The sequence below is a fragment of the Pacificoceanicola niger genome (genome assembly GCF_048553275.1).
In the GTDB taxonomy this organism is placed as follows: Bacteria; Pseudomonadota; Alphaproteobacteria; order Rhodobacterales; family Rhodobacteraceae; genus Pacificoceanicola.
Window position 1 is genome coordinate 326,528 of the sequence record NZ_JBLZMW010000003.1, and the last position, 13,698, is coordinate 340,225.

Consider the following 13,698-nt stretch of genomic DNA (forward strand, 5'->3'; position numbering starts at 1 on the left):
CGTGTCCTTTCACAGAAGCTTGGCGATGCGCGACAGCGCCTCGCGGATGTTGTCGGCGGAATTGGCGTAGGAAAAGCGCAGATACCCCTCGCCCCATTGGCCGAAGGAGGTGCCCGCCACGGTGGCGACCCCCGCTTCGTCCAGAAACCGGTTCTGCGCGTCCATCGCACTCAGGCCGGTGCCCTCGATGTTCGGGAAAGCATAGAAGGCACCGGCCGCATCGGCGCAGCGCACCCCCGGCAGGGCGTTCAGCCCATCAACGATGATCTGGCGACGCTCGTCGAAGTGCCGGAGCATTTCGTGCACCGCATCCTGCGGCCCCTCCAGCGCGGCAATCCCGGCGAATTGCGTCGCCGCATTGACACAGGAATGATCGTTGATGCACAGGCGCGTGACGTGATCCACACAGGCATCCGGCCAGACCGCATAGCCAAGGCGCCAGCCGGTCATCGCATAGGTCTTGGACCAGCCGTCGAGCATGATCAGCCGATCACGGATTTCCGGATACTGCAACAGGCTGACATGCTCGCGCCCGCCGTAGAGCATGTTGGAGTAAATCTCGTCTGACATCAGGGCAACGCGCGGATGCGCCTCAAGCCCCTTGACCAGCTTGTCGATCTCTTCGCGCGGAGTGACGCCGCCGGTCGGATTGGCCGGGGAGTTGATGATGATCAAGGAGGTCTTCTCGGTGATCTGGCCAAGCACCTCTTCGGCGGAAAAGGCAAAGCCGTTCTCTTCCTTGAGGGCAATCGGCACCGGCGTCGCACCGGAATACTTGATGACCGATTCATAAATCGGAAAGCCCGGATTGGGGTACATGATCTCCGCGCCCGGCTGTCCGAACATCATGCAGGCAAAGAACATCGTCGGCTTGCCGCCGGGCTGAACCACCACGTTGTCCGGGTTCACCTCGACGCCGTGACGGCGATGCAGATCGGCACTGACCGCCTCGCGCAGTTTCGGCAGACCATTCGCCGGCGTGTAACCGTGATGCCCATCGCGCAGCGCCTTGATCCCGGCCTCGACAATATGCTCCGGCGTCTGGAAATCCGGCTGGCCAATGCCAAGGTTGATGATGTCCCGCCCTTGCGCGGCAAGCTTGCCCGCGCGGGCCAAGACCATGAAGGCCGATTCCGTGCCAAGCCGCGACAGGCTGTCGGCGAATTTGAGCTGTGTCATAGATATCCTCCCTGCGCCCTGTCCCGGCGCGTCAAGAATTTTGGTATACCAGATTCGAGGGCGTTTCCAGAGGCAGGTTTTGCGCCGCGCTGACGCGCGTCGCCGGGTGGGGGGCTCTGCCCCCGCCGCAGCAAAGCTGCGACTCCCCCGAGGTATTTGCGGACCAAAGAGACAAAGCCGAGAGAGAAACGTCAGAGCCGCCGCAATGGACACGCCGCAGAGGCCGCAGCCTTTGCGCGTTCTCAGACAAAGCGCGCCGCGCGTCTTTGGTCCTCAAATACCTCGGGGGAGGCTCGCAGAGCCGGGGGCGGAGCCCCTTTGGGGCAGCGATTCCGAAGGAAGCGCTGCCCCCGGTCAACGCGAGCCAGCGCGGCGACACCCCTCAGCCCTGCGCCAGACCGAACTCCACCTGCGCCTCTGCCAGACCAAAGCGCGCCGGGGCCAACGCCAGCCAGCCGGCCATCTCCGTATCAAACCCTTGCGCCGCGATCCGTTCAGCAAGGCACGCCGAGACACAGGCCCAGCCCGCGCGCAGATATCCATCCGCCGCCGCCAGCTGCCCGGAATGCCCCGCCTCTGCCACGCGTTCGGACAGGCCTTCGAAGCGAGTCAGCAGCGCCAGCCCCACGCCCGGCGAACGTTCCGCGCGCATGCGCTCGGCAAAGGCGCGCAGCCCCGCACCGCCGTCCCTGAGCAGGCGTCGGAACAGGAAGTCCTGCCCCTGCATCCCCGTCGTGCCTTCGTAGATCGTGCAGATCCGCGCATCGCGGTAGAGCCGCTCGGCGGGCCACTCACGGGTATATCCGGACCCGCCCAGCACCTGGATGGCGGTCGAGGCCACCTCCTGCGCGCCCTCCCCGCAGAAGGTCTTGGCCAGTGGCAGCAGGAAGGCGGCGTAGTCGCCCTGACCGTCCCCCACGGCCACCGCTGCCTCGACCATCAGCGCGGTCGAGATCAGCGCCTGCGCGTCGATCGCATCCAGCATACGCGCCACGTCCAGGTGGCTTGCGATCGCGGGCGGCGCTTTGGACGGCGCCCCGCCCTGCCGCCGCTCCGCCGCATAGCCGCGCGCCAGCTCCGCGCAGCGCAGCGTGATCCCCGCTCCCTGGCCGCCAACCTGAAGCCGCATCAATTCGATCATCGTGAAGAGCTGGGCCAGCCCGCGCCCCGGTGCACCAATCATCGTACCTTCCGAGTCTTCAAAGCGCAGGACGCAAGTCGGCGAGCCGTGCAGGCCAAGCTTTTCCTCGATCCGTTCGATCCGCACGCCGTTGTCCTTGCCATCGTCCGTCAAGTTCGGCACGAGGAACAGCGACACGCCGCGCGTGCCCTCCTCCACCGTCCCGGTCCGGGCCAGCGCCAGATGCCCAATGCGGTCGGTCATGTCGTGGTCGCCGAAGCTGATCCAGCATTTCGTTCCCGAAAGCCGCCATACGGGTCCATCCTGCACCGCCCTTGTGCGAATGCGGCCCACGTCCGACCCTGCGTCCGGCTCGGAGATGCAGATGGTCACCGCCCAGTCGCCCGCTGCAAGCTTCGGGCACCAATCATCGCGCAGATCCGGTGCCAGGTCCGCCAGCAAATGTGCCCCGGCCCGGGATGCGCCAAGCGCCATCATGAACGGCATCGCCGCCCCCTCAAAGGGCAGGCTGGCCGCCACGTGCAGCGCCACAGGCAGGCCCATGCCGCCAAAATCCGGGTCGAGATCGGCGCAAATCCAGCCATCCGACCCGAGGCGCTTGTAGGCCTCGGGATAGCCCGCCGGGGTCTTCACCCGGCCATCCTCCAAACGGCAGCCCCGCGCATCCGCCTCCGCCGCCATCGGCTCCAGAAGATCGCGCGCCAGCTTGGCCGCTTCCTCCATCACCTGCGCCACTGCCGCCTCGTCCAGCCCCGCCGCATTTGCCTGCGCGGCCCAGCCCGGTGTAGCCCAAAGCACCCTCTGGATTGTCTCGATCATTGCCGTCCCTCCCTTGCCATCACGCGCCGGTCTTCACGCCACGGCGCCACGATCAGATACGCGCGGCGGCGCAGCACGGCCCTTTGCTTGATGCTGCCGTGGTCCGTCCCCGCGCCGTGGCTCACGTCCACAGGCCCCGCCTTGAGCAAGACCCGCTCACCCGGCGGGCCGGGTCGATCGCCTCGGCGCCATGACCCGCGCGGCGCTCTGCCGCCCCCTGCCAGATGTGAGTGCTGCCATCGGGGCACGTCTCGTTCGGCACATCCAACTCCCGCAGCGCCACCGGCGGTCTCGGCTCAGTCATGACAACTCCTCCCCTGCCAGACTTGTGATGCACGTTGACTCGAATCGCAAAATTTGTCTACTAGGAAACAGAATTGGCCGCAGAAGACACGAACGGCCCGAGGGAGGACACGCATGTCACAAAGCGCGGGCGAAGCGGAACGCTTCGTCACCTATGAATTGCGCGGCGCTGTTGCGCTGATCGGCCTTAACCGTCCGAACAAGCGCAACGCCATTTCCGACCGCTTCGTCGAAGCCATTGCCGAGGCTGTCCAAAAGGCGTCATCCGAGGCGAAGGCGGCCGTGGTCTTCGGCCATGGGCCGCATTTCTGCGCCGGTCTGGACCTGTCCGAGCATTCGGAAAAGCCGCTGTTCGAGGCGGTCAAAGGCTCGCGCCGCTGGCATGCGGTCTTTGACATGATCGAACGCGGCACCATCCCGTTCGTCTCTGCGCTGACCGGCGCGACGGTGGGCGGCGGCTTCGAGCTGGCCGCCTCCACGCAGATCCGCGTCGCCGATCCCACTGCCTTCTTTGCACTGCCCGAAGGCCAGCGCGGTATCTTTGTCGGTGGCGGCGGCTCGGTGCGCATTGCGCGGCTGATCGGCCCGGCCCGTATGGGCGACATGATGCTGACCGGACGGGTGCTGAGCGCCGAAGCCATGGAAGGCTGGGGCGGCGTCAGTTACGTGGCGCACGAAGGTCAGGCCCTCGACAAGGCGATCGAGGTGGCCGAGCGCATGGCGCAAAACGCCGAGTTCACCAACTATGCCATCATCAACGCCCTGCCGCGCATCGCGGACATGTCGTCCGAGGATGGCCTGTTTACCGAGAGCATGGTCGCCAGCCTCGCCACGATGACCGACGACGCCAAACAGCGCCTGCGCGACTTTCTCGAAAAACGCGCGGCCAAGGTCCAGGCCCCCGGCGGGTCGTGATGGACAACGCCAAATCCGCCGCCAGCCCCGGGGATGAAAACCTGGACTATGGCGAGTTGGCCGGCTCGCTCGGGTTCCTGCTGCGCCTGTCGCAGCTGCAAAGCTTTGCCGGGTTCTTCAGCGGGATGGAAGGCTTCGATGTTCGCCCCGGCGAGATTTCCGTGCTCATGCTGCTTGCGCAGAACCCCGGCGTCCGGCAGGGCGTTCTGGCCCGCGCCCTGATGATCAAACGCGCCCATATGACCAAAATGGTGCGCGCCATGGAAACCGCCGGCATCGTCACCCGCACCGTGCCCGAGGACGACCGCCGCTCGGTCGAACTGTGGCTGACGGACAAGGGAAAGGCGCGGCTCGACACCATGCAAGCGCCCTTCCTCGCCCACGAAACCCGCAACGCGTCCGTCCTCTCGGCCACCGAAGAGGCCCAGCTCAAGACGCTGCTGCGCAAATACCTCGGCCTCGCCGATCCGGAGACCTGACACATGCCCATGAATATCGACGATCTTGTCGCCATCGACTTTCACACCCACGCCGAAGAGCCGTGCTGCGGGCCGCGCGACGACGGTTATGACGAGTTTCAGGCCGGCATGGCCGCCTATTTCAAGAATCCGGCGGGCGCGTCGGGCATGCTGCCGTCGGTGCAGCAAACCGCCGAATACTTCCGCGAGCGCAAGATCGGCGCGGTGATCTTCCCGGTCGATGCCGAGCGCGAAACAGGCTTCCGCCGCTACTCCAACGAAGAGGTGGCGCAGATCGCCGCCGAGAATGACGACATCCTCATCCCCTTCGCCTCCATCGACCCGGCCAAGGGCAAGGCAGGCGCGCGTGAGGCGCGGCGCCTGATCAAGGACTTCGGCATCAAGGGCTTCAAGTTCCATCCCACGATGCAGGGCTTTTTCCCGAACGAACGCTGGGCCTATCCGCTCTATGAGGCCATCGCCGAAGAGGGCGGCATCATGCTGTTCCACACCGGCCAGACCGGCGTTGGCTCCGGCATGAAGGGCGGCATGGGGATGCGGCTCAAATACTCCAACCCGGTGCACATCGACGATGTCGCCGTGGATTTCCCCGACACGCCGATCGTGCTCGCCCACCCCTCCTTCCCCTGGACCGAAGAGGGGCTGATGGTTGCGCAGCACAAACCGAACGTCTACATCGACATGTCCGGCTGGTCGCCGAAATACTTCCCGCCAATCTTTGTGCAATACGCCAATTCGATCCTGAAGAAGAAGATGCTCTTTGGCTCCGACTGGCCCGCCATCACGCCGGACCGTTGGCTGAAGGATTTCGAGACGATTGGCATCAAAGATGAGGTCAAACCGCTGATCCTGAAGGAAAACGCGCGGCGCATCCTCAGCCTGTGAGACCCGCGCCGTCACCCGCCGAACCGGCGATGGACCGGCCCTGAGCCGCCGCGCCAAAGCGGCCAGAGCCGCCCCCGCCCTGCGCGCCGCGCCCCATGCTCGATGCCCTTGTGACCCCCCGCCCGGCTCTGATACCCATCAGGCTGGACAAGCCCCAGAGCGAACGGATCGCCCCATGACCCAACCTCTCGTGATGATCGCCGGCGGCGGTATTGGCGGTCTGAGCACGGCGCTCACGCTGCATCAGATCGGCGTGCCTTGCGTGGTTTTCGAAAGCGTCCGGGATCTCAAACCGCTCGGCGTCGGCATCAACATCCAGCCCAACGCGGTGCGCGAGCTCTTCGATCTGGGGATCACCGCCGGGATGCTCGACACCGTCGGCGTTCCGGCCCGCGAATGGGCGCTTGTCGGGTTGAACGGCAACGACATCTACTCCGAGCCGCGCGGCACCCTCGCTGGCTATGACTGGCCGCAATATGCCGTGCACCGGGGCGAATTCCACATGTTGCTCTACCGCACGCTGGCCGCGCGCATCGGCGCTGACAACATCCGCCTTGGCCACCGTGTCACCGGCTATCGCACCAATGCCGACGGCACCGTGACCGCGCTGATCGAAACCGTCGATGGCCCGCTTGAGCACACCGGCACCCTGTTGCTTGACGGGATGGGCATCCATTCCCCGATCCGCGCCCAGATGCACCCCGACCAGCCGCCCATCCACTGGGGCGGCGCGCTCATGTGGCGCGGCACCACCCGGGCCAAACCCATTCGCACCGGCAGCAGCTTCATCGGCCTTGGCACGCATGAACATCGCATGGTGATCTACCCGATTTCCCATCCCGACGCCGAAGGCTATGCCCAGATCAACTGGATCGCCGAGCTGACCCTCGATGACACCGCCGGCTGGAAGAAATCCGGCTGGTTCCGCCCGGTTGAGATCGACGTCTTTGCCCATCACTTCGACGCCTTCAAATACGATTGGCTCGACGTGCCCGCCATGCTGCGCGGGGCCGAGATCGCCTATGAAAACCCGATGATCGACCGCGATCCCGTTCCGACATGGGTCGACGGCCCCGTCGCGCTCATGGGCGATGCCGCCCATGCGATGTATCCCACCGGCTCCAACGGCGCGAGCCAGGCGGTGATCGACGCGCGCACGCTTGGCGCGGCCATGGTCGAACAGGGCGTCACCCCGGCGGCACTTCAGGCCTACAAAGACCAACTGTGCGCACCGGTGTCAGAGCTGGTGCTGCGCAATCGCGGGGCCGGGCCCTTTGGCCTTCTGAATATGGTGAACGACCGCTGCGGCGGCACCTTCGATGACATCGACACGGTGATCCCCGCGCAGGAACGCGCCGAGTTCATGGCCGCCTACAAGGCCGCCGCAGGCTTTGCCAAGGATCGGCTCAACGCCGCGCCACGCACGATCCCCCAGGGCGCGCGGGCAGCGGGTTGCACGGCCTAACAAAGCCGCAGGGTCGCATTTGCCACGGGCTGGCAAATTACGAAGATGACCTCGCGTAACGATGCCGTTCTCTTGATCAAGGTTAATGACTCTGGTCCTAAAATACATCACAAGACCCGAATACTGCAATCGCTCGCTGTTCTGGCATTTGCTCACTCAACCGCCAGTGTCCCGTAGTTTTCCAGTTAAGTTGAAGAGACATGCTCGCTCACGAAGTAATGACAAGCCCGGTCGTGAAGATCCAACACGACGCCACGGTGAACCAGGCGCTCGCCCTCATGAGCCGTCACAACGTCGGCTTTCTGCCGGTTGTCCGTGACGGATGGATCGACGGCGTTGTGACCGACCGAGACATTCTGCTGCGCGGCACAATCAATGGCGCGGTCGAGTTCTTTTGCCCGATCGACTCGCTTACAACCCGCCATGTCCAGCAGGCCGGGCCGCTGCAGCCGCTCGAAGAGATAACGGCGCTGATGATCGAACACGATCTGCGCCGCATTCCGATCACGGACTCCCTTGGGTATCTTGTCGGTGTCATCTCCCTCACCGACATCGCACAGCGCGCCGCGCCCGAGCATGCCCTGTCTGTGTTGCGCACCATCGCCGAGCAGCCCGCCCGGCGCAAGACCGCCCGCTGATCGCGCCTACCCGGTCAGCGCCTGCACCCGGGCAAACCGACGCCGGTCCACACCCGCGAGCAGCGACAGCGCGCCCGGATTGATCACGTGGATATCCATGTGATCGCCGGTCTCGACCAGGTCTTGATCACTCAGCCGCTTCAGCACACGGCACACGTGCACCGAGCTCAGCCCGAGGAAATCGCCCAGCACCTGCTGCGTCAACGGCACGTGATAGGTGTCGCGCGCCGCGCCGTAGAGCCGCACGCTGAATTCCAGCAGCGCATGCGCCACGCGCACCTCCGCCGACCCCCGGCCGATCCGCAGCATCCGCTCGGCCAGCCGAACCCGCGCCGCGGTGCGCCCGGTCTCCACCCGTTCCGCCAATTCCGGCAGATCTTCCAGCAGGCCGGACCATGTCTCCAGCGAAAACAGGGCAACACGCGCCTTTGTCACCGCCTGCACCGTCACAAAAGCCGTCTGGCCATCGGCCGAGAGAGGCTCTGCCAACTCGCCCGGCAGGACAAGATCAAGGATCTGCACGTCGCCCCCGTCAAGTGACTTGGACATCTGCAACCACCCCGACAGCACACAGGCCAACACGGCACAGGGTTCGTACTCCGTGGCCAGGGAGGCACCTTTGCGCAGGCTCACCGTGTGACGGTCAAGCGCCGCCTCCCAACGCCGCGCCTGCCCTGCGGCACGCAGCTTGAGCAGGGACCAACGCTCTTCTAGCGCCGCCGGGCTGTTGTGGCTCCGGACATCCGTATCCAAAATCATCAGACACACTCCTCCGGGCATCCAATTCCTTTACCTTAGGGCACCCACGACACAAATCAACAATCAATAAATGTATAAACTGGACTCACCACACGGATCAGGCGATCAGCGCCGCGTTCACCTCATCCTGTTCCGCCTCCACCGCGTCCAGATGCGCCGCCTCCTGATCCGCCTCCGCCGTTGATCCGAACGCATCCGGCCCAAGCATCAGCGCCTGCATCATGCCCGTGGTCTCCGGCTCGGAAGGCTCCGCCTGTTCATAGGTGTATTCGGTCCCGACATACTCGCGCATCATCCATTCGCGATAGGCGTCGATCATCGCGCCGTCGCTGCCATAGACATGCGGATCAAAGGCCGCATACTCAAGGAACGCCGCCCGCACCGCGTCCAGTTCATCGCCCTCCACATTCTCCTCATAGCCCCATGTGGCATAGCCGAGATAGCTCGTCAGCGTGAAATCCCCGGCATAGTCCGCCGCCGCATCGCTGGCGAACATGGCCGAATGCACGTGGTCGGAGTGTTCAAGATCCGTATGCTCGGACTCGTGGTCCTGTATGTGGATCTGCCCCGGCGCGTGCAGCTCCATGATCCCGGTCAGCACCCCGGTCAACGCGTCGGCGCTGTAGCTTGCGGACCCGTCCACCGTGGTCACATCCGCAATCTCGCCGTCATACAGCTTTTGCAGACTGTCCTGCCCATAAGTCTCCGAGCCGCTGCCATCCCCGAAGCCATCCGGCGTGCGCAGGAAATAGAGCCGGATCTGCGGATCGCCCGACAGGTAGGAACTCGCCACATCATAGCTTTGTCCCTCGTGCGCGATGGTGACCGTCTCATCGACCCAATCGGCCGGATCGGCCCCGGCCATCTCGGCATAGGCCGCCTTTTCGCCCGCCTCGCGCGCCTCCCAATACTCCGGCCCCTCCCCAGCATCCCCCGCCGTCAGGTAGACCGTCGTCACCGGCTCGCCGGACTGGATCTGGTTCAGCAAGGTCGGGTTCATGAACAGCAGGTCGTCGTCCTGATGCGCCACGATGAACATCTCGCCCTCGGAGAGGATCGGACCCGGCGTGCCGGGATCGACCGGGTCCACCGGCTCTTCGGGATCGACCGGCGCACCGCCGTCCACCGTCACCCCGGACACCGTTCCGATCAGCGGCGTATCCTCGGGCCAGTTGCTCTCCCCGATCAGCATATTTTCGCGAAGCGCCACATCGGGCACGATGCCCTGCGCCTCGGCCAGCCGCACGCCGTCCTTCTCGATATACATCGTGCCATCGGCCTCGACCCCCGAGGTCCAGACTGCCGCCTCGCCTTCGACAATCGCGCCTTCGGCGATCACCCGATAGGCCTGACCGTCCTGCCAGATTTCCAGCATCATGTCGGCGGTGTTCTCCACCTGCCCCATCAGGATGTTGTTCGTCGCTGGCCCGTCGCCAAAATCATAGACCCGCTGCCAATAGCCGCCCATGACGTCGTCAAACCGTGCCGTGGCCGCGATCTCGAACACACCACCGGTCTCGCCCTCGGCACCGTCGCCGCCATCCGGCGCGCCCGGCTCCCCGGGATCAACCGGCTCTCCGGGATCAACCGGCTCCGGCTCTCCGAGATTGACGATCTCGAAGCTCAGAACGTCGCCTTCCAGCGTCCCGCCCCCGGCCCAGTCGGTGATCCCGATCAGCTGGCTGCCCCGCTCGATATCGAGCGGCACCGCCCCGGCCATCTCGACCGCCACCTCATCGTCTTCACCGATCCACATGGTGCCATCGTCGCGCACACCCAGGGTGAAGGTCTGCGCCTGCCCCTCGACAATCGCATCCTCCGCCACCAGGCGATACGCCTGTCCATCCTGAAAGACATAGAACAGCAGGTCGGACGAGGTGCCCCATTGCATCAGGCTGATGGTGTTGGCGCCGGTCGCCGTGCCGAAATCGAAAACGGTTTGCCACGCCTCCGCCTGCAAATCGTCAAAGCGCACCGTGACGGTCAGCGTGAAGGCGCCGTTGATATCCGCACCCTCATAGGGCGCCAATGGATCGACGGGGGGCATGGCTACTCCTGTGACACGCCCGCAGCACGGCGCAGGACAGCACGGCGCGGCAGGATGCTATAAATTCGGGCGCAGGACGGCGGGCGAGGAAAAGGACACGGACACCGCGTTGCGCACATCTCAATCTTGCGTTGATTAAACACAACAATCTTACCTCTGTCAGTGTATACGGGTTTCCGTTAGGGAAAAGCTGCGTTTCGCATCCCGTTCCAATCCGATTTTCGCAACAGTTGCAGACCATTACCCAACGTCAGCCAAAATGACCGGCGCCATGATTCTGCCACAGGATTTTGAACGGGCGCCGCCGCCAACCGCCGCACCGCCGCCCGCGCAAGAGGTGATTCGCGCCACGAAGCCGCCAACTCTATTCCTTTGCATAGGATTTGCTCTCCCAACGCTCTTGCCATCGGCAGGGAACGGCCCGAAATCGCTGCGAAATCAAGGCAGGCTTGGCATACGCCCCGCTCTGGGGCAAAATCCCATGAAAACGAGGGCACCATGTCGATACAGAAGAATGCCGGGGCCTTGGTCGAGCGCATCTCGACCCTGTCGCCTGACACCGGCCGGTTGATTGTAGCCGTGGCCGGGGCGCCGGGGTCCGGAAAATCCACCCTCGCCGAAGCCGTCGTCCAACGCCTGAAAGCGGCCGGCGAAGCCGCCGTCCTGATGCCGATGGATGGCTTCCACCTCGACAACCGCCTGCTCGAAACCCGTGGCATGCTCTCGCGCAAGGGCGCGCCGGAAACCTTCGACTTTGGCGGCCTGGCCTCCGCCATCAGCCGCATCCGCGCGGGCGAACCGGTCTTTCTTCCGGTCTTCAACCGCTCCCGCGAGGAAAGCATCGCCGGTGCCGCCGAGATCAGCGCCGACACCCGGATCATCGTGGTGGAAGGCAACTACCTGCTCCTCGATGAAGCCCCCTGGACCACGCTCGCGCCGTTCTGGGACCTTACGGTCTTTCTCGACGTCGACACCGCCGAACTTGAACGACGACTGGTGTCACGCTGGATCGGCTACGGGTACGACATGACCATCGCGCGGGCCAAGGCCGAGTCCAATGATCTGCCCAATGCCCAGCGCGTGACAGAGGGCTTCAGGGGCGCCGACCTGATCCTGACCTGAAAGCGCGGGCCGGAAACGCACCCAAACTCTACTCATATGAGCACCCCGGCAGAATCTCCACATCCGGAGGTTGATCCAGATAGCATGACCTGCAACATCCGCGTAGTGTCCGCCACGGGGAAACGTTTTGGAGGGACAGGAAATGCGCAGGATTCTGGCGGTTTGCGCCATCGTGGCCGGGCTGATCGGCGGAGCGGCACCGACCGCGGCGGATACCATCACCGACGTCCTGTATGCCACGCCGGAATGGACCGGCTTCACCGATGCGGACGGCAGCGGCATCTACAACGAATTGCTGCACGAGATTTTCTCCGCGGCCGGCATCACAGTGCATCGCCAGACCGTGCCGATGAACCGCGCCGTGACGCTGGTCGAGCGCGGAGAGGCGGACTTCACCGGCGGTTTCCGGCGCGACACCCGCAACTTTGCCGATGTGCCGATCTATGAAACCACCTTTGCCGCCATGTATCGCGCCGATATCGGCCTGACCATCACCAGCCCGGATCAGCTCAAGACACTGCGCGTCGCCACCGCCCCGCAGGTCAGCAGCACGCTCGGCGAAGATCTCAACGAGGTCGACAGCCGCTCGCAGGCCGCCAAGCTGCTGGTCTCGGGACGCATCGACGCCTACGTCGACCTGCGCCTGCCGCTGGAGCGTTTCCGTGCCACAGGCGAGGCCAACCTCGACGTCGCCAACGCCTCCGACACCCGCTTCGACATCGACCCGGACGATTGGACGATCACCACGATCGCCTCCACCCGGCTTTACATGCTGTTTCCGGACACGCCGCGCGGCAACACCCTGCGCCGGATCTACGAGGACGGCACCCGCGCCCTCGCCCGCTCCGGGCGGCTGGCCGAACTCTACACCCACTACGGGCTGGAAGTGCCGACCATCCCGCTGGACGAATAACGCCGCCTCACGCGATCGCCCCGGGCATCAACGCCGCGCCAGCCTGTCTCCGGCAAAACGGGCCATCCGTCCCGAGGCTCCCCTGCGGCCGGACGGGAGCCCGGATCTCTCACCTCGAACCCCGCCTTCTGCGGTCGGCCCCCTCACCCCCGCCACGGACCAGGCGCGACCCACGCCAGTCCGACAATCCACCGTCTCACCCCGGCGTAAACGTCAGCCCGCGCGTCCGCACCCCGGCATAGCGCGCATCCCATGTCGTACCGACCGAGCGCATCTCCAGCACCTCCAGCTTACCCGAGGCCGGGTTGATCCACCCGGCCAACGCCACACACATGGGCGCCCCGGTCTGCGGGTCCTGCGACAGCGTCGACAGGCAGTAGCTTTGGTAAAACGCCCCGTCACCGGGAAACGCCGCGTCGTACTGACCGGCCAACGGGCCACTGTACCCGTGCATCACGTATTGCCCGGAGAACGCGCCCTCGTAGGGCTCATATTGGGTAAAGCTGATCCCCGGATCCTCGACACAGGTCCAGGACTGCGCCGCCACCGCCTCTTGCGGCAATTGCGGCATCGCCGCGCCCGATCCCCCGGTCTCCGCGACAGCCCCCGCCGGCGGCGTGCGCGTGTAGACCAGCTTGTCGCTGCTGATCCCGGTCTGGAACTGCTGCGTGCCGCCCAGCGGCACATCGTTCGGCGCCACGAACTGATGGATCAGGTTCAGCACCGGATTGCCGCCCGCATCCACCACGAACTGCCCCGCCAGCCCGGACACGCAGCTCCAGCTCGGATCGCCCTGCCCGCCGTCGAGCGATTTCCACCCGATGTTCAGGCTCACGGAAAACCCGTTCGCCCCGGCCACCGGCCCGGTGCTCGACGACCGGGTATAGCCAAGGACCGTATAGCGCCCCGAACTGCCGGTGGTCGAAGAATAGGTGCCGATGATCAGCCCGGTCGCCGGGTTCGACGTCAGGGTCATCTTGGAGCCGTAGACGTTGTACCAGACCCCGTCGATTGCATTCGCTGCCGTGCTCAT

The 13,698-nt window shown here is 64.9% G+C and carries 13 protein-coding genes; 7 read left to right on the forward strand and 6 right to left on the reverse strand.

Annotated features, from left to right (window positions below; all coding sequences use genetic code 11):
* Nucleotides 1-9 precede the first annotated feature (9 nt).
* From ACN2XU_RS06415 to ACN2XU_RS06425, 3 genes are all read right to left on the reverse strand, one after another.
* A complete protein-coding gene (locus ACN2XU_RS06415) occupies nt 10-1,179 on the reverse strand; it encodes a pyridoxal phosphate-dependent aminotransferase (RefSeq protein WP_419409579.1) in 1,170 nt (389 codons plus the stop codon).
* Nucleotides 1,180-1,561: 382 nt separating this feature from the next.
* Nucleotides 1,562-3,139, reverse strand: coding sequence for an acyl-CoA dehydrogenase family protein (locus tag ACN2XU_RS06420; RefSeq protein WP_419409580.1), 1,578 nt, complete (start codon nt 3,137-3,139; stop codon nt 1,562-1,564).
* A gap of 121 nt (nt 3,140-3,260) precedes the next feature.
* A complete protein-coding gene (locus tag ACN2XU_RS06425) occupies nt 3,261-3,443 on the reverse strand; it encodes a hypothetical protein (RefSeq protein WP_419409581.1) in 183 nt (60 codons plus the stop codon).
* Between the two features lie 113 nt (nt 3,444-3,556).
* Here ACN2XU_RS06425 and ACN2XU_RS06430 point away from each other — a divergent pair, with 113 nt between their 5' ends.
* The 5 genes from ACN2XU_RS06430 to ACN2XU_RS06450 all read left to right on the forward strand — a co-directional run bounded on the left by ACN2XU_RS06430 (nt 3,557) and on the right by ACN2XU_RS06450 (nt 7,824).
* Nucleotides 3,557-4,357, forward strand: coding sequence for a crotonase/enoyl-CoA hydratase family protein (locus ACN2XU_RS06430; RefSeq protein WP_419409582.1), 801 nt, complete (start codon nt 3,557-3,559; stop codon nt 4,355-4,357).
* Nucleotides 4,357-4,836 carry a MarR family winged helix-turn-helix transcriptional regulator gene (locus ACN2XU_RS06435; RefSeq protein WP_419409583.1) on the forward strand — a complete coding sequence of 160 codons (480 nt, stop codon included), beginning with the start codon at nt 4,357-4,359 and terminating at the stop codon, nt 4,834-4,836. Before ACN2XU_RS06430 ends, ACN2XU_RS06435 begins: the two co-directional genes overlap by 1 nt.
* A gap of 9 nt (nt 4,837-4,845) precedes the next feature.
* The gene (locus tag ACN2XU_RS06440) at nt 4,846-5,721 is read left to right on the forward strand and encodes an amidohydrolase family protein (RefSeq protein ID WP_419409699.1); all 876 of its coding nucleotides are present in this window, start codon (nt 4,846-4,848) and stop codon (nt 5,719-5,721) included.
* Nucleotides 5,722-5,896: 175 nt separating this feature from the next.
* Nucleotides 5,897-7,186 (forward strand): flavin-dependent oxidoreductase, encoded by a 1,290-nt coding sequence (locus ACN2XU_RS06445; protein ID WP_419409584.1) that lies wholly within the window; start codon nt 5,897-5,899, stop codon nt 7,184-7,186.
* Between the two features lie 218 nt (nt 7,187-7,404).
* On the forward strand, nt 7,405-7,824 hold the full coding sequence (locus ACN2XU_RS06450; RefSeq protein WP_419409700.1) for a CBS domain-containing protein: 420 nt from the start codon (nt 7,405-7,407) through the stop codon (nt 7,822-7,824).
* A 6-nt stretch (nt 7,825-7,830) separates the two neighbouring features.
* On the opposite strand, the gene ACN2XU_RS06455 is transcribed toward ACN2XU_RS06450, so the two are convergent.
* Both ACN2XU_RS06455 and ACN2XU_RS06460 read right to left on the reverse strand, forming a co-directional pair.
* Complete coding sequence (locus ACN2XU_RS06455) at nt 7,831-8,583, reverse strand: Crp/Fnr family transcriptional regulator (protein WP_419409585.1); 753 nt, start codon at nt 8,581-8,583, stop codon at nt 7,831-7,833.
* Nucleotides 8,584-8,680: 97 nt separating this feature from the next.
* The gene (locus ACN2XU_RS06460; RefSeq protein ID WP_419409586.1) at nt 8,681-10,630 is read right to left on the reverse strand and encodes a PIG-L family deacetylase; all 1,950 of its coding nucleotides are present in this window, start codon (nt 10,628-10,630) and stop codon (nt 8,681-8,683) included.
* Between the two features lie 498 nt (nt 10,631-11,128).
* On the opposite strand from ACN2XU_RS06460, the gene ACN2XU_RS06465 reads away from it, so the two are divergent.
* Nucleotides 11,129-11,752 (forward strand): nucleoside triphosphate hydrolase, encoded by a 624-nt coding sequence (locus tag ACN2XU_RS06465; RefSeq protein ID WP_419409587.1) that lies wholly within the window; start codon nt 11,129-11,131, stop codon nt 11,750-11,752.
* A 142-nt stretch (nt 11,753-11,894) separates the two neighbouring features.
* On the forward strand, nt 11,895-12,665 hold the full coding sequence (locus tag ACN2XU_RS06470) for a substrate-binding periplasmic protein (RefSeq protein WP_419409588.1): 771 nt from the start codon (nt 11,895-11,897) through the stop codon (nt 12,663-12,665).
* A gap of 196 nt (nt 12,666-12,861) precedes the next feature.
* Here the strand turns inward: ACN2XU_RS06470 and ACN2XU_RS06475 are convergent, their stop codons facing one another.
* Nucleotides 12,862-13,698 (reverse strand): avidin/streptavidin family protein, encoded by an 837-nt coding sequence (locus tag ACN2XU_RS06475; protein ID WP_419409589.1) that lies wholly within the window; start codon nt 13,696-13,698, stop codon nt 12,862-12,864.

Excerpts from the sequence above, each read along its gene's own strand:
- ACN2XU_RS06430 (WP_419409582.1), top strand. The coding sequence starts at position 3,557 with ATGTCACAAAGCGCGGGCGAAGCGGAACGCTTCGTCACCTATGAATTG.
- ACN2XU_RS06425 (WP_419409581.1), bottom strand. The coding sequence starts at position 3,443 with ATGACTGAGCCGAGACCGCCGGTGGCGCTGCGGGAGTTGGATGTGCCG.
- ACN2XU_RS06460 (WP_419409586.1), bottom strand. The coding sequence starts at position 10,630 with ATGCCCCCCGTCGATCCATTGGCGCCCTATGAGGGTGCGGATATCAAC.
- ACN2XU_RS06445 (WP_419409584.1), top strand. The coding sequence starts at position 5,897 with ATGACCCAACCTCTCGTGATGATCGCCGGCGGCGGTATTGGCGGTCTG.
- ACN2XU_RS06465 (WP_419409587.1), top strand. The coding sequence starts at position 11,129 with ATGTCGATACAGAAGAATGCCGGGGCCTTGGTCGAGCGCATCTCGACC.
- ACN2XU_RS06455 (WP_419409585.1), bottom strand. The coding sequence starts at position 8,583 with ATGATTTTGGATACGGATGTCCGGAGCCACAACAGCCCGGCGGCGCTA.
- ACN2XU_RS06450 (WP_419409700.1), top strand. The coding sequence starts at position 7,405 with ATGACAAGCCCGGTCGTGAAGATCCAACACGACGCCACGGTGAACCAG.
- ACN2XU_RS06435 (WP_419409583.1), top strand. The coding sequence starts at position 4,357 with ATGGACAACGCCAAATCCGCCGCCAGCCCCGGGGATGAAAACCTGGAC.
- ACN2XU_RS06420 (WP_419409580.1), bottom strand. The coding sequence starts at position 3,139 with ATGATCGAGACAATCCAGAGGGTGCTTTGGGCTACACCGGGCTGGGCC.
- ACN2XU_RS06470 (WP_419409588.1), top strand. The coding sequence starts at position 11,895 with ATGCGCAGGATTCTGGCGGTTTGCGCCATCGTGGCCGGGCTGATCGGC.
- ACN2XU_RS06475 (WP_419409589.1), bottom strand. The coding sequence starts at position 13,698 with ATGAGCACGGCAGCGAATGCAATCGACGGGGTCTGGTACAACGTCTAC.
- ACN2XU_RS06440 (WP_419409699.1), top strand. The coding sequence starts at position 4,846 with ATGAATATCGACGATCTTGTCGCCATCGACTTTCACACCCACGCCGAA.
- ACN2XU_RS06415 (WP_419409579.1), bottom strand. The coding sequence starts at position 1,179 with ATGACACAGCTCAAATTCGCCGACAGCCTGTCGCGGCTTGGCACGGAA.